The sequence below is a fragment of the Kitasatospora sp. NPDC051853 genome (assembly GCF_044452665.1).
Taxonomy (GTDB): domain Bacteria; phylum Actinomycetota; class Actinomycetes; order Streptomycetales; family Streptomycetaceae; genus Kitasatospora.
This window is the reverse complement of sequence record NZ_JBITBY010000007.1, coordinates 377,216-395,501: the sequence shown is the minus strand read 5'-3', so window position 1 is coordinate 395,501 and position 18,286 is coordinate 377,216. Positions and strand designations below refer to the sequence as shown.

The window sequence follows — 18,286 nt, the reverse complement described above, 5'->3', positions numbered from 1 at the left end:
TCCTCAGGTCCGCGGTGCCCCGGCCCTCAGAGGCCGAGGCGCTCGCCGGGCTCGATGCGGACGCCGCGGGCCCAGTCGGCGCCGCGCATCGGCTTCTTGCCCTGGGGCTGGACCTCGCCCAGTTCCACGTCGTGGGAGCCGGTGCCGACCCGGACGGAGTTCTTGCCGACGACGGCGAGCTCGCCGGGGGCCAGCTCCGCACTGTCCGTCAGGAGCTTGACCGGGCCGGAGAGCTTGAGGCGCTCGCCGCGGAAGGTGGTCCAGGCGCCGGGGTTGGGGGCGCAGCCGCGGACCACGCGGTCGACCCGCAGGGCGGGGTGGGTCCACTCGATGCGGGCGTCCTCGACGGAGATCTTGGGGGCCAGGGTGACGCCGTCCGCGGGCTGCGGGACGCCGTGCAGGGTGCCGTCCTCCAGGCCGTCCATGGTGGCGACCAGCAGGCGGGCGCCGGAGACGGCGAGGCGGCCGAGCAGTTCGCCGCTGGTGTCGCTCGGGCGGATCTCCTCCGTCAGGACGCCGTAGACCGGGCCGGAGTCGAGGCCCTGCTCGATCAGGAAGGTGGAGGCGCCCGTCACCTCGTCACCGGCCAGCACCGCGTGCTGGACGGGTGCGGCGCCGCGCCAGGCCGGCAGCAGCGAGAAGTGCAGGTTGACCCAGCCGTGCTTGGGGAGCTCCAGTGCGCCGGGGCGGATCAGCGCGCCGTAGGCGACCACCGGGCAGCAGTCGGGGGCGAGTTCGGCCAGCCGGGCGAGGAAGTCGGGGTCGGACGGCTTCGCGGGCTTGAGCACCTCGATGCCGGCTTCCTCGGCCCGCTGGGCCACGGGGCTGGCGACCAGCTTGCGGCCGCGTCCGGAGACCGCGTCCGGACGGGTGACCACGGCGACCACCTCGTGGCGGTCGGAGGCGATCAGGGCGTCCAGGGCGGGGACGGCGACCTCGGGGGTGCCGGCGAAGACGAGGCGCATGCGGGTGGGGCCTTTCGATCGGTGGAACGGTTGCTTCAGCGCGGGTGCGTCGGCGCCGGAGTGTCAGCGCGGGAAGCCGAAGGTCGGGTGCGGCGAGACCTTCACCCGGGGCACCAGGCCCTGCCCCCAGTCCGCGTCGCGGATCGCCTTCATCGCCGCCTTGCGCTGCTCGCGGTCCAGGCGGTCCAGGAACAGCACCCCGTCCAGGTGGTCGGTCTCGTGCTGGATGCAGCGGGCGAGCAGTTCGGTGCCCTCGATGGTCACCGGGTCGCCGTGCATGTTGAAGCCCTTGGCCACCACGCCGTACGCGCGCTTGGTGTCGAAGCGCAGGCCGGGGAGCGAGAGGCAGCCCTCGGGGCCGTCCTGCTCCTCCTCGCTGAGCGAGAGGTCCGGGTTGACCAGGTGGCCCAGCACGCCGTCCACCCGGTAGGTGAACACCCGCAGCGAGACGCCGAGTTGGGGCGCGGCGAGACCGGCGCCGGGGGCGTCGACCATGGTGTCGGTGAGGTCCCGGACCAGCTTCCGCAGCTCCTTGTCGAAGGTGGTGACGGGCTTGGCGGTCGCCCGCAGCACCGGGTCACCGAACAGCCTGATCGGCTGAATCGCCATGCGGGGGCTCTCCTGACGGTCGGTCGGCACGGGCAGCGGCCAGTCTATGCAATCCCGGGCCACCCGTTCGGCGGCGTTTCTGGCATATCCCGTCTGCATCGGTCGCGTGACCAGCGGCGCACTCGGGCGTTGGTCAAGTGGGATTGACCGGGCCGCCGAGGGCCCGGGCCGGGGCCGGCGCCCGGAGGCAGCCGGAAGCAGCACGTAGGGAAAGGTGGCAGCAGAGGCCATGGCCGAGCAGATCAACCACGACGCCCGAGCGCGGGCCAGCCTGCACCTGCTGGTGCGCGACATCGAGCGGGTGCGGCGCCAGGTGGACGCGCTGCGCACCCTCACCGCCCAGCTGGGCAACGTCTACCGCCCCCGGCGGCCCTCCACCTCCGCCGGGTTCGTGGTCTACGGCCGGGCTCCCGCGCCGACCGTCCGGCTGGCGCAGGAGCTGCGGGAGAGCGTGGAGACGCTGGTGGCGGCGGCGGTCGAGTTCGACCGCGCGCTGGGCTTCTCCTGGGACTCGGTGGGGTCGGCGCTGGGGGTCACCAAGCAGGCGGTGCACCGGCGTTACGGCATGCGGCGGCCCACCGGCGAGCTGCTCGCCACCGCCGTGCCCGCCCCCGGCCGCCCGGCCGAGGACCACCCGGTCGTCCGTCCGGCCGACGGCATCCCGATGGCCCGGCCGGGCGGCCGGCCGGCCGAGGAGCACCCGCTCTCCCGCACCCTGCCGCCCGCCATCCCGCCGGCCCGCCACCCCGAGCACCCGGGCGTCCCGCTGCGCGGCTGACGACCGTCGCCCCGGGTCCGTGCGGGGCACCGCCCCCGCACAGACCCCACCGGTGGGAACCCGGTCACCCAGGGACCCACGGCACCCAAGGCACCCGGCCCCCAGGCACCCCGGTCACCCGGCGAGCACCACCAACTCCCGCGTCGCCCGGGTCATCGCCACGTACCGGTCCACCGCCCCCTCGACGCCCTCGCCGAACGACGCCGGCTCGACCACCACGACCAGGTCGAACTCCAGGCCCTTGGCGAGGGTCGGGGTGAGCGAACGGACCCGGGGGTCGGCCGGCCGGTACCGCGGCGCGCCGATCACGCAGACGGTGCCCTCGGCGTTGGCGTCCAGCCAATCCGCCACCACCCCGTCCAGCTCCGCGACCGCCCCGTGCCGCACCGGCAGCCCGCTGCTGCGGATCGAGAGCGGCACGTTGGCGTCCGGCAGGGCGGCCCGGATCTGCGGCTCGGCCTCGGCCATCACCTCTTCCGGGGTGCGGTAGTTGACGGTCAGGGAGGTGACCGTGACCCGGTCCAGGCCGATCCGGTCCAGCCGTTCCTGCCAGCTCTCGGCGAAGCCGTGCCGGGCCTGCGCCCGGTCGCCGACCACGGTGAAGCTGCGGGAGGGGCAGCGCAGCAGCAGCATGTGCCACTCCGCGTCGGTGAGCTCCTGCGCCTCGTCCACCACCACGTGGGCGAACGGGCCGGCCAGCGGCTCGGCGCCGGCCTGCGGCACCGCGCCCGCGTCCAGCAGCGAGTCCTGGAGGTCACGGCCCATCAGCATGGTGACGGCGCCCTCGCCGTCGTCGTCGGCGCCGGTCATCTCCCGGATCACGTCGTCCATCCGGGCCCGTTCGGAGGCCACGGCGGCCCGCTGACGGCGCTTCAGGCGTTCGGCCTCCGGGTCGCCGAGCCGGTGCCGGGCGGCGTCCAGCAGCGGCAGGTCGGCGGTGGTCCAGGCCCGGGCGTCGGTGCGGCGCAGCGTCCGCACCTCCTCGGGGGTCAGCCACGGCGCGCACAGCCGCAGGTACGCGGGCACCTCCCAGAGGTCGCCGACCAGGTCGGTGGCCTCGATCAGCGGCCAGGCCCGGTGGAAGGCGGTGACCAGCTCGGCGTCCCGGCGCATCGAGCGGGAGAGCAGTTCGGCGTCGACGCCGGCCTCCTCGTCCAGCTGCTCGTGCACGACGGCGACCAGCTCGTCCCAGATCTGCTCGCGCGCCTCGTTGTGCGGGGTGCCGGGTTCGACGGCCTCGAAGGCCTGCGCCCAGTCCCGCGCGTTCAGCCAGAACTCGCCCCAGTGGGTGGAGACCTGGATGCCCTTGGTGGGCGGCTCCTCGTAGATCCGGACGGCCGACTCGATCGCTCCGGCCATCTCCACGGTGGACTTCAGCCGGGCCACCTCGGGGTCGGTCTCGGGCAGTGCGGCGGCGCCTTCGGGGACCAGGTCGCGCAGGGTGCAGGTCCGCACGCCCTCTTCGCCGAGGCTGGGCAGCACGTCCGCGACGTAGTTCAGGTACGGCTGGTGCGGGCCGACGAAGAGCACCCCGCCCCGGCGGTGGCCGAGCCTGGGGTCGGCGTACAGCAGGTAGGCAGCGCGGTGCAGGGCGACCACGGTCTTGCCGGTGCCGGGGCCGCCGTCCACCACCAGGGCGCCGCGCGAACCGGCCCGGATCACCGCGTCCTGGTCGGACTGGATGGTGGCCAGCACGTCGCGCATCCTCGGCGAGCGGCTGCTGCCGAGGCTGGCGACGAAGGCGGACTGGTCGTCCAGCGCGGCCCGGCCCTCCAGGCCCTCGGTGGTGAAGACCTCGTCCCAGTAGTCGGTGATCCGGCCCCGGGTCCAGCGGTAGCGGCGGCGGCTGGCCAGGCCCATCGGGTTGGCGTGGGTGGCCGCGAAGAACGGCTCGGCGGCCGGCGAGCGCCAGTCCACCAGCAGGCGGCGGCCGTCGGCGTCGGTCAGCCCGAGCCGGCCGATGTACACCGTCTCGCCGCTGCCCTCCTCCACCACGTGGCCGAGGCACAGGTCGAGTCCGAAGCGGCCCAGCGCGCGCAGCCGCCCGGTGAGGCGGTGCACCTCGACGTCGCGGTCCATGGCGGCCCGGCCCGCCCCGCCGGGGGCCCTGCGGGCGGTGTCGAGCTGCCCGGTCAGCTCGGCGACGGTCTCCTCCAGACTGGTCGCGACGGCGGCGAAGTGCCGTTCGTCGGCTGCGGTCAGAGCCGGGTCGGCCTTGGCGGCCAGACGGTCCGGCAGGTCGAAGGCGCTCTCGGCGGTGCGCGAACCGGATTCCGACATAGAGGTGTGCAACTCGCGAATCTCCCATTTGCGCAGGTTCCTGACTTCGGCCTGCGATTGTGGGGCATCAGGGGGGCCTTGCCACAAGGCCCCCCTCGCGCTATAAGTTGGTAGTGGCCGGAAGAGTGCTTTCCCCCTCCTCCCTCCGCCTCCTCAGCCCGTGAGGGCCAACTCCGCGACCAGCGCCCGGTGATCCGTGCCCTTCAGGGTGTGCTCCGACACCGCCACCGGCCGCAGCGCCTCCCCGTGCAGCACGTGGTCGATCTGGATCACCGGCGGCACCCCCGGCAGGTCGTGGTAGTCCTCCGGCCAGGTCGGCACCAGCCCCTTGCCCAACTGCTCGTGCGTGTCGGCCAGTCCGACGCCCAGCAGCTCGCGCATCGGCGCGTGGTCGAGGGTCGCGTTGAAGTCCCCCAGCATCACGGTGTTCCGCGGGGAGCGGGCCGCCTCCGCCTTCAACTCCCGCATGCCGTCGGCCCACTTCGCCGGATCGCCGAGCGGGTAGAAGGTGTGCACCGGCACCACCCGGACGGTCTTCCCGGCCACCGTCAGCTCACCGGCGGCGGCCGCCCCGGCGGTGGTGCCGACCCCGACCGGCGTCAGCGGCGTCCGGGAGTAGAGCACGGTGTCCCCCGTGACGATCCGTTGGGGCATCAGGTCGGCCAGCCCGGCCGCCTCCACCCGCCGGGCCGCGACCGGGTTCAACTCCACCGCCGCCAGCACGTCCACCCGCTGGTCCCGCACCAGCCCCACCAGCGCGGCCGGGTCCACCTGCCCCATGTACGCGTTGCTGACCGCCACCCGCAACCGGGGCGCCCCGGCCGGCACGGCGTCGGCATCCGCCACCAACCGCGGTGCGAACCAGGCCACCTGCACCGCCACCAGCAACACCGCCGGCACCGCCGTCCGCCACGCCCGCAGCCCCAGCAGCCCGGCCGCGCCCAGCAACGCCGCCAGCGCGGCGTACGGCAGCGTGGCCATCAGCACCGCCCAGTACGTCCCGTCGTCGAACCCCCCGAGCCGCACCGCCCCCAGCACCAGCGCCGGGACCACCGCCAGCCCGCACAGCGCGTACCCCACCCGCCACCGGAGCCCGCGCCGCCGCCTCACCGGCGCCTGCCGGGCGCTGCCCGCCGCCGTCTCCGTCACCACACCCGCCACCGGCACTCCCCACGTCCGACCTTGATCACCCGTTCCGCCCGGAGACGCCCCGCCCCCGCCGGGCGGTTCCGCCGGCCCACCGCGGAAACCGGCTTCCGCGGCGCACCGTCCCGCTCTACGATCCTGCTTCCGGATCACCGTGCGGGTGATCCCTCCGGGGGGCTGGCGTCATGATCTACCACGTGATCGGTATCGGTCTGCTCGTGATCGGCACACCGCTGATCGCGCTGATCGGCAACCTCGTCGCCGAGTACGTCCACGAGGGCGTCGGCCGCACCGTCACCATCGGCGGGGGCCTGGCGGTCACCGGGACCGCCATCTGGTTCATCGTCCGCAGCTTCTGAGCCGACGCCCGTGCGCGACGCCTTCTCCGACGGACTCTTCACCCGGCTGGCCCGCGAGGCGCACCCGGTCGACCTGATGTGCCTCTACCTGCTGCACGGCTCGGCCGACCGCATCCCGGGCCTGATGGCCGGTCAGGGCGCGCTCTCCTTCGAGCACCTGAGCCGGCACGTCCGTCCCGCCCACCACTGGCGCCACGAGGACGCGGACACCTTCTCCCTCCCCGTCCGCCGGAAGGTCCGCGGCCGGCCGTACGGCCTGGAGTTCCGGCTCCACTTCCTCGGCGGCGAGCCCTACGCCGACGCGCTGGTCCCGTTCGGCGCCGCCGTCGACCTGCCCCGGTTCCTCCACCACTTCCGCACGCACCACGCCTCCGGCGACTGGGACTTCGACGTGCACACCGACCGGCGTGACCTCCGGGAGAGCGTCCTGCGCTTCGCCAACGGCCGCGAGCTCTGGTTCCAGATCAACCGCGGCCCGGTCGTCGCCGGCCACGCCAGACCCGTCCCCTGGCAGCGCCACCGCCTCCTGACCGGCCGCCTCCAGGGCAACCTGTTCGGCCCGGGCCCCCACCCACCGACCGCGGGCAGCGCGGCCTTCCCCGACCCCCACCACACCGTCGAGCCCACCACCCCCGGGGCCCGCGCCCACCGCCGCCACGTGGCCCGGCTGTACGACCCCCTCCCCCTCCTCCCGGCCCGCCCGCCCCGCCCCGAGTTCGGCACGAGGCCGCGGCGCCGGTGAGCGGAGCCGGGCGGCTGGTCCGGCCGGATCAGCCGGCGCTGTCGTCCGGCAGCACCTCCGGCATCGACTCCACCAGCACGACCACCTCGCTCACCTCCCCCTCGGCGCAACGCCCCACCCACACCGGGTGGATACCGTCCCCGCTCGTGGCGAAGGCAGCCAGCTCGCCCCCCCGAGGCCTCGTCCCGGGTGCGCAGGAGGTACATCGAGTCGTCGATGTCCTCCCCGGCACCCGGCTCCCCGTGGACGAGGTGGTCCTCGAAGAGCTGACGGAGCGTCCGCCACGAGCCCGCGTCGGCGAAGCACCCGGTCGCGCCGTCGGTGCCGAAGCCGTAGGCCTCGCCGTCCCCCAGCAGCCGGAGGTCGTGATCCGGGCCGAGGCCCATCTCCCAGGACACCGCGGGGCCCTCGCCGATCCGCAGCCGGACCGCCGTGGTGTCGGTACGGGTGACCCACTCCCCCGCCCACTCGTACCCGACCCGGGCCCGCGCCTCCTCCAGCACGTGCTCCCCGGGCGGCACGGGCACGGTGACGTCGGGGTCCTCGTCGAAACCGTCCGGCCCGGACACCACCAGCAGACCGCTCGGCACCCGCAGCGTCCCGCACCGGCGCGGCTCCACGACGACCATCTCGGGGTGGTACCCGTCGCTCAGACGCGTCCCCGGCCGGAACAGCGCCCCGATCGGCCCCGGCCGCGCGGGCCGCGGCGGCCGCCAGCAGGTGACCGGAGCCCCTGACAGGTCGTCGGCCGCGGCCGCCACCCCTGGGCCGGGCTCCACCGGCCGGAGCGTCACCGGCCCGGGCACCCGCTGCCAGAGGGCCGCGACGACCGGCCAGTCCCCGAACCCGGGGCGGGGCTGCCACCGCCGCGCACCGTCCTTCGGCGCCGTGTCCGTCCTCGTGCCGCGGTCACCCTGCGGCTCCACCGACACGACACCCCTGCCGTCCGGGTACAGCTCCACCCTGGAACGGGGACAGTGGTCGTCGAACTCGGCCATGTCGGGGCCGGTGTACCGCCACGCGCGGGTCCGCCGGCTGAGGAGCAGACCCGGGTCGTCCAGCAACCGCCAGTCCAACTCCTCGGTACGCCGCCCCAGTTCGTCGTAGAGCCACAGACCGGCGTAGTGGTCCCGCCAGGAGACCAGCCGCACCTCCACCGGCTCCGCCCGCCCCGGCACCCGGTGCACGGCCACGTACGGCAGACCCGCCGCATCCCGCTCCCGCGCCGCCTCGACCGCCAGCGGCCCCCACTCCACCCGGGCCTCCAGGTCCCACGCCAGCGCGTACCCCACCTCGACGACCGTCACCGGTCCCTGCTCCCCGTCCACACCCGCACCACCCGTTCCACGTGATCTCGCCCCAGACGCTAGACCACCCCACCGACGCGACCCCACGCCGACCAGGCATCCTGGGCTCCGACGACGCCGGCCGCAGGAGCTGGCCCGGAGTTCTGTTCGGAGGCGGTATGACGGTCGGAGGCACGGCCGGGGGTCCCTCGGAGGACGACCTGGCGGCGGCCCGCGTCCGCTCGCTGACGGCAGCGGTCGTCGACGGCACCACGGCGACGGCGGATCGGGTCCGCGGGCTGTCCGGCGCCGAGCTCGACCGGATCGAACGGGACCAGGCGGCACCCCTCGGGGCCGCCTACCGCTGCTTCCTGGAACGGGTCGGCGGCGGTGCCGGGCACTTCCTGCGGGGCACCGACGTGTTCCACCCGCGGGTCATCGGCCTGGGAGCGGCGGCGCGCGAGCTCCTCGCGGAGAACGACGTCCCCTTCGCACTGACCGACTCGGACCGGGTCTTCCTCATGCACCAGGGCTACCAGTTCGAGTTCCTCCGCGGGCCGGGCCCCGATCCCGAGGTGTGGTCCTACTGCGAGGGCGGCACCTTCGGCGACGTGCCCACCCTGCGCTTCGCCCGGTTCACCGACTGGCTGCGGGCACAGGTCACCGCCGCCGCACCCGCCGAGCTCGCTGTCGCCCACGGGTCCGTACCGCCGTGCGGCTCTGGCTGACCGGGCGTCAGAACGGCTGCCCGGGGCGCCTGTCCGGCCCTCGTCTACAGTCGTGATCATGTTGCGTGGAAGAGCCTCCGAGACCGCCGCCGTCGAACGGCTGCTGGACCAGGCGCGCGGTGGGCGCAGTGCGGCGCTGGTGGTCCGCGGCGAGGCCGGGATCGGCAAGTCGCTGCTGCTGGAGCACGCCGCGGTGGCCGCGTCCGATGACCTCCGGGTGCTGCGGACCACCGGGATCGAGTCGGAGCGGGAGCTGCCCTTCGCCGGGCTGCACCTGCTGCTCGGCACGGTGCTCGACCGGATCGACGCGCTGCCGCCGCGGCAGGCCGACGCGCTCCGGGGCGCGCTGGGGCTGACGGCCGACGGCGGCGCGCCGGGCGACGGCATGGCGGTCGGTCTCGCGGTCCTCACCCTGCTCGGCGAACTCGCGGAGCAGGGGCCGCTGTTGTGCGTGGTGGACGACGCGCACTGGCTCGACCACGCCTCCACCGACGCGCTGCTGTTCGCCGCCCGGCGCCTGCACGCCGAGGGCGTCGTCCTGCTGTTCGCCGCGCGGCACCTGCACGCACCCAAGTTCCCCGCCACCGGCATACCCGAGCTCTGGCTGAGCGGGCTGGCCGACGCCGACGCCGGCGCACTGCTCGACGAGCACGCCCGTGACCTGCCCCGGCACGTCCGCGACCAGATCCTCGGCGAGGCGCGCGGCAATCCGCTGGCGCTGCTCGAACTCCCGGCCGCGCAGCGCGAGGGGCACCTCGCCGCGTACGCCTACGGCCCGTCGGCCCAGCCGAGCCACACCCGGATCCAGCAGGCGTTCGCCGACCGGATCGGCGCGCTGCCCGAGGCGACCCGCACGCTGCTGCTGGTCGCCGCCGCCGAGAGCACCGGGGACCTCGCGGTGGTGCTCGGCGCCGCCGGCCGCCTGGGCGTCACGGTGGCCGACGCCGAACCGGCCGAGCGCAAGGAGCTGATCGTGGTCGGCGACGGGCGCCTGACGTTCCGTCACCCGCTGATCCGCAGCGCCGCCTACCGGGGCGCCGCGGCGGTGGCCAGGTTCGCCGCGCACCGGGCCGTCGCCGAGGTGCTCACCGGGCCCGACGACGCCGACCGGCGCGCGTGGCACCTGGCCGACGCGACGGTGGGCACGGACGAGCCGGCCGCCGGGCTGCTGGAGGAGACCGCGGAGCACGCCAGGGCCCGTGGCGGGTACGCGGCGGTCGCGGCCGCGTACGAGCGGGCCGCGCAGCTCACCCCCGACCCGGCCGGCCGCTCCCGCCGGCTGGCCAGGGCCGCCCGGGCGGCCGCCGACGCGGGGTGGATCGACCGCGCCGCCGCGCTGGCCGGCCAGGCCGCACCGCACCTCACCGATCCCGCCCTGGTCGCCGAGACCGCCCAGGTCCGGGCGCTGGCACCGTACTTCCGGGGCGACCCGACCACCGCGCACGCCATCCTGCTGGAGGGTGCCGAGGCCGTCGGCCCGCGCCTGCCCGCCAAGTCGGCGTTCATCCTCTTCGACGCGATGGGCGTGATCTGGACGACCGGTGACCGGGCCCGGATCGGCGGCACGGTGGAGCGCGTCCGCGAGCTCGCCCTGCCGGCCGGGCCGCACGTGACCCCCTTCGTCGATGCCGCCCTCGGCCTGGCCGACCTGGCGGCCGGCCGGGCCCGCGACGGACTGCCCGCGCTGCGCGCCCTGCTCTGCGAACGGCCCGAGGCGCTGCGCGCGCTCCGGCTGATGGAGCGCGCCTGCGCCGAGGAGTGGGCGGTGCTGACCGGTGACCTGGACACCGCGCACCACCTGACCTCCGCGCTCCAGCAGGAGTGCCGCGACGCGGGCGCCGTCGGCGTGCTGCCCGAGGTGCTGCGCGACCTCGCCCGGGCGCAGCTGCTGATGGGTCGTCACCGCGACGCCGCGGTGACCGCGACCGAGGCCGAGCGGGTGGCCGAGGACACCGGGCAGGTCGCCTACGTGGCCGACGCGCGCGGCGTACTGGCGCACCTGGCGGCGGTCGGCGGCGACGAGTCGCGCTGCCGTGAACTGGCCGCCGCCGTACGGGAGGAGCGCACCGGCCGCGGCGGGGAGTGGGCGGCCACCGCGCTCGGCCTGCTCGACCTGGGTGCCGGCCGCTACGAGGAGTCGCTGCGTCACCGCGCCGGGATGGGCCCCCGGGCCGCCTTCCGCAGCGTCATCGCGCTCTACACGCTGCCCGACCACATCGAGGCGGCGGCCCGGCTCGGCCTGCCGGCCGACGAGCCGATGGCCCACTTCTCGGAGTGGGCCCTGGCCACCGGCCGCCCCTGGGCGGAGGCGGTCACCCTGCGGTGCCGCGCGCTGCTCGCGCCGGGCGACCAGGCCGGCCCGCTGTACGAGCAGGCGCTCTCCCGGCACCCGCACGACGGCCGCCCGTTCGAGCAGGCCCGCACCGAGCTGCTGTACGGCGAGTGGCTGCGCCGCTCCGGCTGGCCGTCCGACGCCCGCACCCCGCTGCGTTCCGCCGCCGACGCCTTCGCCGGACTCGGCGCCGGCCCGTGGGCCGACCGGGCCCGCAACGAGCTGCGCGCCACCGGCGAGCACCGCGCACCGCAGGCCTCCGCCACCGGTCACCGCGAGGCGCTGTCCCGGCTGACGCCGCAGGAGCTCCAGGTCGTCCGCCTCGCAGCGGCCGGGCTCACCAACCGCGACATCGGCGGGCAGCTGTTCCTGAGCCCGCGCACGGTCGGCTACCACCTCTACAACGCGTACCCGAAGCTCGGCGTCGCGTCGCGGGGCGAACTCGCCCGCCTGGACCTGGCCGAGGAGCCCGACCGGGGGCACCCCGCCGCGCCGTCCAGGTAGGTCCCCCGGTACCGGCCCAGTCATCCGACAGAGGCTGGGCCGGTACCCGTCCACCTAGCGTCATCGGTGCCGGGAGAACCCGGCACGACGCCCAGGACCAGGACAGGCCCCACCATGACGACCACTGCCCCCACCGCCTCCACCGACCGCCTCCGTCTCGCCGTCATCATCGGCAGCACCCGGGAAGGCCGGTTCGGCCCCACCGTCGCCCACTGGTTCGCCGACCGGGCACGCCGCCGCGAGGACCTCGACGTCGACCTGGTGGACCTGCTCGACGAGCGCCTGCCGGACGTGCTGGCCGGCACGCCGACGCCCGAAGTCGCCTCCCTCACCCCGCGGTTGGCCGCCGCAGACGCCTTCGTCGTGGTCACGCCCGAGTACAACCACAGCTACCCGGCGCCCTTGAAGAGCGCGATCGACTGGCACCGTCAGGAGTGGCAGGCCAAGCCGGTCGGATTCGTCTCCTACGGCGGCATCGCGGGCGGCCTGCGCGCCGTCGAACACCTCCGCCAGGTCTTCGCCGAGGTCCACGCCACCACGGTGCGCGACACCGTCAGCTTCCACAGCGCGTGGGAACTGTTCGACGAGGCGGGGCAGTTGCACGACCCGGCGCGGCCCGAGGGCGCCGCCAAGACGATGCTCGACCAGCTCGTCTGGTGGGGACGGGCGCTGCGCGACGCCAAGTCCGCCCACCCGTACGGCAACTGACCCCTCACCCACCCCGGAGCACACCATGCGAGCCATCACCCTGCACCGGTTCGGCCCCGCCGAGAACCTGCGCCACGAGAGCGTCCCCGACCCCGAGCCCGGCCCCGGCCAGGTCCGGATCGCCGTCCGCGCCGCCGGCATCCACCTGCTCGACACCGCGCTGCGCGCCGGTCTCGCCGACCAACTCCCCTTCCCCCTACCCGAGTTGCCGATCGTTCCGGGCCGCGAGGTGGCAGGCGTGGTCGACCGGGTCGGCGACGGCGTCGACACCTCCTGGCTGGGCCGCCGCGTCGTCGCCCACCTGGGCCTGGCCAACGGCGGATACGCCGAACTGGCGGTCCGCGAGGTCGCCGCCGTCCACCCGACCCCCGACAACCTCTCCGACGCCGCCGCGGTCGCGATGATCGGCACCGGCCGCACCGCACTCGGCATCCTGGACGTCGCACCGGTCACCGCCGACGACACCGTCCTGGTGACGGCGGCGGCCGGCGGCATCGGCACCCTGCTCGTCCAGGCCGCACTGCACGCCGGCGCCACGGTGGTCGGCGTCGCGGGCGGCGAGGCGAAGGCCGACCGCGTCCGGGCCCTCGGCGCCCACGCGGTCGACTACACCGCCCCCGACTGGCCGCAGCGGGTCCGCGACGCGCTCGACGGCCGCGAACCCACCGTCGCCTTCGACGGCGTGGGCGGTGACGCGGGCCGCGCGAGCCTCGAACTCCTCGGCCTGGGCGGCCGGTTCGTGATGTTCGGCTGGTCCGCCGGGGCCCCCACCGAACTCACCACCAAGGACCTGTACGAGCGCCTGCTCACCGCCACCGTCGCCCTCGGCCCCCGCCTGCTGACCGGCCCGGGCGGGCTGCGCGGCCTGGAGGAACGCTCCCTCCGAGCCGCCGCCGAGGGCCGCCTGCTCCCCGCCGTCCAGGACTTCCCGCTCCACGACGCCGCCGAAGCCCACCGCGCCCTCGCCAACCGGTCCACGGTCGGCAAGGCCGTCCTGGTCCCGTGACCCCACCCACCGACGAACCCCTCAGGAGCCCAGCCATGACCACCCTCGAACGCGACCTGGCCGACATCCGCCACCTGATCGCCGAAGCCGAACGCCACCAGAGCGACCCGGCCCGCTTCATCCCCCTCCACACCCCCGACATCAGCGTGGTCAACTTCGCCGGCCGCCACGTCCAGGGCCGCACCACCCTGGCCGCGGCCATGACCCAGGCCCTGGCCTCACCCCTCGCCGCCGTCCCCACCCGCACCGAGATCGAGACCATCCGCCTCGTCTCCACCGACGCGGCGATCGTCTCCTGCCTGAAGCACGTCTCCGACCAGCGCGAGCCCGCCCTGCGCGACGGCCCCGACACCCGCCTCCCCGCCACCACCGGCCAGCTCACCTACGTCGTCGTCAGACACCCGGACCCCGCGAGCGGTTGGCTGATCACCTCCGCCCAGACCACCCCCGTCCTCACCTAGGCCCTGCGGGTCACAGGGCGATCGGACGGTACCCGAGGGCCTCGTCGACGATCCGCCCGGCCGAGGCGCCCCGCAGTTCGGCCGGGGGATGGAAGATCAGGTCACTCACCCGAGGATGCGTCACGTTGGCTTCCAGGAGCCGCAGGTAGTAGCCGCCCTCCGGGTCACCGGCCAGAATCCTGCGGACGATCTCGACGAGTTCGTCCCTGGTGACGTCCGCGACCCGCGGCCGAGCCGGCCGAGCCGCCTCCACCGCGAACTCGGCCAGGCTCCGACTGCCGTAGTACTCGGCGAAGTCGAGCGCCGCGTAGTCGTGACCCGTCCGCTCGTTGAAGGCCCTGATCTCCTCATCCGGATCCCCGGAATCACTGAGCAGCAGATCGGCGATCCGCAAGATCTCACGGCTGACCTCGTCCAGCCGCTGCCGGCTCACCGACGGGGGCACCAGTTCCGCTCTCAGATCCACGGTCCGTATTGTGCTCGATCAGGAACCAGGCCAGAGCCCACCCGTCGGAGTCGCCGGCAATCCGAGCAGCGGCGACGACGAACACCTCCGCGCCGTCGAGGAGATCGGGCACCGCGTAGGCTCCCTTCCATGATCCAGGACGGCGAATCCGTGCACGGCGGCCTCTCCCTCGTACGGCGCGAGGGCGACACCATCCGCCGCCCCTGGCGGGCCTGGACCCCGGCCGTGCACGAGCTGCTCCGCCACCTGGAGCGGTCCGGCTTCACCGGCGTTCCGCGCGTCCTCGGCGGCAGCCCCGAATCCGGCGAGGAGGTCCTCTCGCTGATCCCCGGCGAGGTCGGCCTCACCCCCTGGCCGGAGGCCCTCCGCACCGACGACGGAATCACCGCCCTCGGCCGCTGGCTACGCGACTACCACGACGTCGTCCGCGACTTCCGTCCCCCGGCGGACGCCGTCTGGTGCGATCCCCACACCCACTGGCGGCCGGGCCTGATCATCCGTCACGGCGACCTCACCCCCTGGAACACCGTCTGGTCCGACGACCGCCTCACCGGCGTCATCGACTGGGACCTCGCCCTCCCCGGCAAACCCCTCCAGGACCTCGCCCAACTCGCCTGGTACACCGTGCCGTTGCGCTCAGCCGAACGCCAACACCGGGCCGGCTTCGGCCCCTCCGGCGTGCCCCTCGCCCGCCGCCTCCACCTGCTCTGCTCCGCCTACGGCGCCGCCCCGGCCACCGTCCTCGACACCCTCGCCCGCCTCCAACGCGAGGAGACCGACCGCATCACCCGCCTCGGCCCCACCGGCACCGACCCCTGGGCCACCTTCCTCCGCCGCGACTTCGTCCCCGACATCGAGGCCGAACGCACCTGGGCCCTGGCCCACCGCACCACCCTCCTCGCCCACCCCTGAAACCGGCCCCGCCTCAGGCCGTACGGATCCGGTCCCGGACCTCCGGCCTCGCCACGAACCCGGCCGCCTCGTACGTGGCGACGGCACCGACGTTGGAGCTCGGGGTGCACACCCGGACGCTCGACGAACCCAACTCCCGCAGCGTGGCCGCCCCGGCGAGGGTGATCGCCCGGCCGTACCCGCGGCCGCGGTGGTCCGCGTGGACACCCATCGGCTCCACCAACCCGGGCCTCCCCGGCCCGGCCGACCAGACCGTCACCACCGCCACCGGCTCACCCCGCCCGTCGTAGGCGCCCAGGCAACGGGCATCGTCGTGGAACGGTCCCGTCGCCATCCGGTGCCAGTACTCCCGCGAGGGCCGCGAAGTGCCGAACGCCGACCCCAGGACCTCGGCGAAGTCCTGCGCCCGCTCGGGGCCGATCGTCTCGATCCGCACACCAGGGTCCTCCACCGGCGCCGCGAGGTCACGGAACAACGGCGTCCACGGCTCGTCGACCCCCCAGCCCTCCTCGGTCAGCAGATCGTGCAGCAACAGACCCAACGGCGCCTCGATCGCGACCTCCCCCGCCGGCAGCACACCACGCCCGGGCAGCGAGACGTCCTCGACCAGCCGCCGCGCCAACTCCTCGTCCCGGAACGCCTCGGGGGCGACCGTCATCCGCAACAACGTCGGGCTGTCCTGCATCCCGACCGCGAGGATCCGCCCACCCCGGCTCCAGGTCCGCACCACCGCCGCCGTCTCGGGCGCCCCGAAGCGGTAGTTCCAGCCGATGTCCCCCGCATGCAGCTGCATCGGCGCTCCGTCACGCTGCCACTCCCGCAGCGCCCCCATCGCCTCCCGCACCCCGTCCACGGTCGGGGTCCCCAGCACAGTCGTCATGGCCCGGATCTGACACTCCGTCCGGGAACTCCCGCAACCCATTAACCGCCGCACCCGCTGGACCGTTCCGGGTTCGCTCCCTGCCGACACCGCCGGGCCCAGGGACGCCCGGCAGCTCCGATACCGGTCCGACGCCCACCGCGCAGCGTCGCACGGGCACGGTGACTCAACATGCTTGTTGTCGCCAACAGCACCACGCGATCTGCGGCTCACTTCATGAGCCTGGCGGGCCCAGCGGCTGGGCGGTCTCAGAACACTGTGCGGGTGTCGCTTCGGGTGTCGCCGACCGGAAGCCGTTCGTCGTAGAGTCCGGCTCGGGCCGAGCGGCGCCACGGGCGGGCGTAGCGGAGGGCCATGGTGATGTCCTCGTCCTGGGAGTCGAGGTCGATGTCCGCGATCGCCAGGGCGGGACGCCGGTCTGCGGGGCAGCGTGCCAGCCACCGTCCGCCGGGTGCCACGATCCCGGACGGTGCCGTGGTGCCGAACTGCGCCGGGACGGAGTAGCCGAGCCAGTAGTTGTAGAGCGTGCCGTACGCCTGGGCGACGCGGGCCCGGGGCGCGTCGTCGGCCATCGCCGACAGCAGGACGCAGTCGGCGTCCAGGCGCTCGTACTCGGCGAAGACCTCCGGGAAGTTGGTCTCGATGCACAGCGCGAAGCCGAACCGGATGCCGTCGATCTCGACGACGAGCGGCTGCCGCCCCGGGGAGTACAGGTAGGAGACCTCGGTGTGCGAGAGGTACCGCTTGTCGTAGCGCGCGACCAACTCGCCGCGGTCGGAGACGACGTAGAGACTGTTGTGCGGCCGGTTCGGCGGCGTGAGCGGGTGGACTGATCCGAACACCGTCCACAGGCCGAGCTTCCCCGCCAGCGCGGCGATCGACTCCGCCTCCTCTCGCAGGACGTCCCACGCGGCACGGCTCCAGTCGGCCGGTACCAGCTCACCGGCCGGGCCGGCCGCCATCACGTGCTTGCTCGGGTAGGTGATCGCCCCCTCGGGGAACTGCACAAGCCGTGCACCCGCCCCGACGGCCTCGACCATCAGGGCCCGGATCTCCTGCCCGGCCGCCCGGAGCGCTCCTCGATCAGTGGGGTCCTCCGGCACCGTGCTCTGCGCGACCGCCATCCGCAATGTCCTCGCCACACCGCGGACGGTACGGCACACCCGGTTTCAGGACCAGCGCCTGGCGACCCCAGGCCGGGTCCGGCCGGATGCGAGCACCCCTGCGTCCGGCACACCCTGGGCGACGAATGCCGCGCCGGCAGGACAGTTGGTCTGCCGAGTCGCAGCTCACTCAGTGCGGCCAACGGACCGAGCCCGCCAACTACGGTGTCCTACCGCCAACTACCGCGCCCTGTCTCAACGACCGCCTCGCCGGCACCGAGCTCACCTTGGACGGCTGACCGACCTCACGAGTTCGAGTTCAGTGGCCGTGCGACATCGGATCACGCTCCCGATGGAGTCCGGCGCAGAGCAGGTCGAAGCCCTGCCGCGCCGCCGTCAGCACCTCGTCCCGGGCCCGTCCGGGCGCCTCGCCGGCCATCACCATCCGCCGCAGTTCCCCCAGCGCCGCCCGGTGCACCCCGGCCACGGCACCCGCGAGGACGACCGCCCCCGTCCGTCCCTCCGTGGCCGCTCCCTCCAGCGGACGCGCCGTCAGGGCGTCCGCCAGGGCGGCCTCGACGTTTTCGCCGATCTCCCGCTCCCGGGCGCGCAGCGCCGGGCTCTCCAGCACCACCTCCCAGAACGCGGACGCACCGTCCCGGAGTCCGAGCACCGGATCGTCCCGCCGCAGGGCGGCGAGCAGGTCGTCGCGGACGACGGCGACCGGACAGGCGTCCGGCGCCCGGTCGCGCACCAGTGCGGCGAGGTGGTCCTCCACCTCGGCCTGCCGGTCGAAGAAGAGGTCCTCCTTGGCCGGGAAGTAGTTGAACACCGTGTTGGTGGACACCCCGGCCCGCCGTGCCACTTCCGCGACCGTGACCCGGTCGAAGCCCCGCTCCAGGAACAGCCCGAGGGCGGTGTCGGCGATCGCCGTGCGGGTCTGCTGCTTCTTGGTCTCTCGAAGGCCCATGAGCCCCATGGTAGTGTCACCACAAATTTGGTGTGACACCAAAATTCTGGA

At 74.5% G+C, this 18,286-nt stretch carries 17 protein-coding genes and 1 pseudogene; 9 read left to right on the top strand and 9 right to left on the bottom strand.

Features of this window, described 5'->3' with window-relative positions:
• Positions 1-26 precede the first annotated feature (26 nt).
• Together fmt and def are read right to left on the bottom strand one after the other, a co-directional pair.
• Positions 27-965, bottom strand: coding sequence for a methionyl-tRNA formyltransferase (gene fmt / locus ACIA8O_RS22300; RefSeq protein WP_396295661.1), 939 nt, complete (start codon positions 963-965; stop codon positions 27-29).
• 63 nt (positions 966-1,028) lie between these two features.
• Positions 1,029-1,574 carry a peptide deformylase gene (gene def, locus ACIA8O_RS22295; protein WP_396295660.1) on the bottom strand — a complete coding sequence of 182 codons (546 nt, stop codon included), beginning with the start codon at positions 1,572-1,574 and terminating at the stop codon, positions 1,029-1,031.
• Positions 1,575-1,803: 229 nt separating this feature from the next.
• Here def and ACIA8O_RS22290 point away from each other — a divergent pair, with 229 nt between their 5' ends.
• Positions 1,804-2,352 carry a hypothetical protein gene (locus tag ACIA8O_RS22290; RefSeq protein WP_396295659.1) on the top strand — a complete coding sequence of 183 codons (549 nt, stop codon included), beginning with the start codon at positions 1,804-1,806 and terminating at the stop codon, positions 2,350-2,352.
• A 114-nt stretch (positions 2,353-2,466) separates the two neighbouring features.
• On the opposite strand, the gene helR is transcribed toward ACIA8O_RS22290, so the two are convergent.
• Complete coding sequence (helR, locus tag ACIA8O_RS22285) at positions 2,467-4,632, bottom strand: RNA polymerase recycling motor ATPase HelR (protein ID WP_396295658.1); 2,166 nt, start codon at positions 4,630-4,632, stop codon at positions 2,467-2,469.
• A 153-nt stretch (positions 4,633-4,785) separates the two neighbouring features.
• On the bottom strand, positions 4,786-5,793 hold the full coding sequence (locus ACIA8O_RS22280) for an endonuclease/exonuclease/phosphatase family protein (RefSeq protein WP_396295657.1): 1,008 nt from the start codon (positions 5,791-5,793) through the stop codon (positions 4,786-4,788).
• Positions 5,794-5,963: 170 nt separating this feature from the next.
• Between ACIA8O_RS22280 and ACIA8O_RS22275 the strand changes: the two genes are divergently transcribed.
• Positions 5,964-6,137, top strand: coding sequence for a hypothetical protein (locus ACIA8O_RS22275; RefSeq protein WP_396295656.1), 174 nt, complete (start codon positions 5,964-5,966; stop codon positions 6,135-6,137).
• A 10-nt stretch (positions 6,138-6,147) separates the two neighbouring features.
• Positions 6,148-6,879 carry a hypothetical protein gene (locus tag ACIA8O_RS22270; RefSeq protein WP_396295655.1) on the top strand — a complete coding sequence of 244 codons (732 nt, stop codon included), beginning with the start codon at positions 6,148-6,150 and terminating at the stop codon, positions 6,877-6,879.
• Between the two features lie 302 nt (positions 6,880-7,181).
• Here the strand turns inward: ACIA8O_RS22270 and ACIA8O_RS22265 are convergent.
• A pseudogene (locus ACIA8O_RS22265) lies at positions 7,182-7,508 on the bottom strand (DUF4241 domain-containing protein); the annotation flags it as partial.
• Between the two features lie 836 nt (positions 7,509-8,344).
• Here ACIA8O_RS22265 and ACIA8O_RS22260 point away from each other — a divergent pair.
• The 5 genes from ACIA8O_RS22260 to ACIA8O_RS22240 all read left to right on the top strand — a co-directional run bounded on the left by ACIA8O_RS22260 (position 8,345) and on the right by ACIA8O_RS22240 (position 13,904).
• Positions 8,345-8,893 carry an SMI1/KNR4 family protein gene (locus ACIA8O_RS22260; protein WP_396295654.1) on the top strand — a complete coding sequence of 183 codons (549 nt, stop codon included), beginning with the start codon at positions 8,345-8,347 and terminating at the stop codon, positions 8,891-8,893.
• A 58-nt stretch (positions 8,894-8,951) separates the two neighbouring features.
• Complete coding sequence (locus ACIA8O_RS22255; RefSeq protein WP_396295653.1) at positions 8,952-11,729, top strand: AAA family ATPase; 2,778 nt, start codon at positions 8,952-8,954, stop codon at positions 11,727-11,729.
• Between the two features lie 114 nt (positions 11,730-11,843).
• The gene (locus tag ACIA8O_RS22250) at positions 11,844-12,437 is read left to right on the top strand and encodes an NADPH-dependent FMN reductase (protein ID WP_396295652.1); all 594 of its coding nucleotides are present in this window, start codon (positions 11,844-11,846) and stop codon (positions 12,435-12,437) included.
• A gap of 25 nt (positions 12,438-12,462) precedes the next feature.
• Positions 12,463-13,443: a zinc-binding dehydrogenase gene (locus ACIA8O_RS22245; RefSeq protein WP_396295651.1), complete on the top strand. Its 981-nt coding sequence runs from the start codon at positions 12,463-12,465 to the stop codon at positions 13,441-13,443.
• 35 nt (positions 13,444-13,478) lie between these two features.
• A complete protein-coding gene (locus ACIA8O_RS22240; protein ID WP_396295650.1) occupies positions 13,479-13,904 on the top strand; it encodes a YybH family protein in 426 nt (141 codons plus the stop codon).
• 10 nt (positions 13,905-13,914) lie between these two features.
• On the opposite strand, the gene ACIA8O_RS22235 is transcribed toward ACIA8O_RS22240, so the two are convergent.
• On the bottom strand, positions 13,915-14,370 hold the full coding sequence (locus ACIA8O_RS22235; RefSeq protein WP_396295649.1) for a hypothetical protein: 456 nt from the start codon (positions 14,368-14,370) through the stop codon (positions 13,915-13,917).
• 129 nt (positions 14,371-14,499) lie between these two features.
• Between ACIA8O_RS22235 and ACIA8O_RS22230 the strand changes: the two genes are divergently transcribed.
• Positions 14,500-15,282, top strand: a complete 783-nt coding sequence (locus ACIA8O_RS22230) for a phosphotransferase (protein ID WP_396295648.1) — start codon at positions 14,500-14,502, stop codon at positions 15,280-15,282.
• Positions 15,283-15,295: 13 nt separating this feature from the next.
• Here the strand turns inward: ACIA8O_RS22230 and ACIA8O_RS22225 are convergent, their stop codons facing one another.
• The 3 genes from ACIA8O_RS22225 to ACIA8O_RS22215 form a co-directional block, all read right to left on the bottom strand.
• Positions 15,296-16,162 (bottom strand): GNAT family N-acetyltransferase, encoded by an 867-nt coding sequence (locus tag ACIA8O_RS22225; RefSeq protein WP_396295647.1) that lies wholly within the window; start codon positions 16,160-16,162, stop codon positions 15,296-15,298.
• A 248-nt stretch (positions 16,163-16,410) separates the two neighbouring features.
• Complete coding sequence (locus ACIA8O_RS22220; protein WP_396295646.1) at positions 16,411-17,286, bottom strand: carbon-nitrogen hydrolase family protein; 876 nt, start codon at positions 17,284-17,286, stop codon at positions 16,411-16,413.
• A 298-nt stretch (positions 17,287-17,584) separates the two neighbouring features.
• Positions 17,585-18,235 carry a TetR/AcrR family transcriptional regulator gene (locus tag ACIA8O_RS22215; RefSeq protein WP_396295645.1) on the bottom strand — a complete coding sequence of 217 codons (651 nt, stop codon included), beginning with the start codon at positions 18,233-18,235 and terminating at the stop codon, positions 17,585-17,587.
• Positions 18,236-18,286: the final 51 nt, after the last annotated feature.

Bases quoted from the DNA above. Each gene is read 5' to 3' on its own strand.
- ACIA8O_RS22220 (WP_396295646.1), bottom strand. From the start codon at position 17,286: ATGGCGGTCGCGCAGAGCACGGTGCCGGAGGACCCCACTGATCGAGGA.
- ACIA8O_RS22225 (WP_396295647.1), bottom strand. From the start codon at position 16,162: ATGACGACTGTGCTGGGGACCCCGACCGTGGACGGGGTGCGGGAGGCG.
- ACIA8O_RS22250 (WP_396295652.1), top strand. From the start codon at position 11,844: ATGACGACCACTGCCCCCACCGCCTCCACCGACCGCCTCCGTCTCGCC.
- fmt (WP_396295661.1), bottom strand. From the start codon at position 965: ATGCGCCTCGTCTTCGCCGGCACCCCCGAGGTCGCCGTCCCCGCCCTG.
- ACIA8O_RS22230 (WP_396295648.1), top strand. From the start codon at position 14,500: ATGATCCAGGACGGCGAATCCGTGCACGGCGGCCTCTCCCTCGTACGG.
- helR (WP_396295658.1), bottom strand. From the start codon at position 4,632: ATGTCGGAATCCGGTTCGCGCACCGCCGAGAGCGCCTTCGACCTGCCG.
- ACIA8O_RS22275 (WP_396295656.1), top strand. From the start codon at position 5,964: ATGATCTACCACGTGATCGGTATCGGTCTGCTCGTGATCGGCACACCG.
- ACIA8O_RS22260 (WP_396295654.1), top strand. From the start codon at position 8,345: ATGACGGTCGGAGGCACGGCCGGGGGTCCCTCGGAGGACGACCTGGCG.
- ACIA8O_RS22255 (WP_396295653.1), top strand. From the start codon at position 8,952: ATGTTGCGTGGAAGAGCCTCCGAGACCGCCGCCGTCGAACGGCTGCTG.
- ACIA8O_RS22245 (WP_396295651.1), top strand. From the start codon at position 12,463: ATGCGAGCCATCACCCTGCACCGGTTCGGCCCCGCCGAGAACCTGCGC.
- ACIA8O_RS22240 (WP_396295650.1), top strand. From the start codon at position 13,479: ATGACCACCCTCGAACGCGACCTGGCCGACATCCGCCACCTGATCGCC.
- ACIA8O_RS22215 (WP_396295645.1), bottom strand. From the start codon at position 18,235: ATGGGCCTTCGAGAGACCAAGAAGCAGCAGACCCGCACGGCGATCGCC.
- ACIA8O_RS22290 (WP_396295659.1), top strand. From the start codon at position 1,804: ATGGCCGAGCAGATCAACCACGACGCCCGAGCGCGGGCCAGCCTGCAC.
- def (WP_396295660.1), bottom strand. From the start codon at position 1,574: ATGGCGATTCAGCCGATCAGGCTGTTCGGTGACCCGGTGCTGCGGGCG.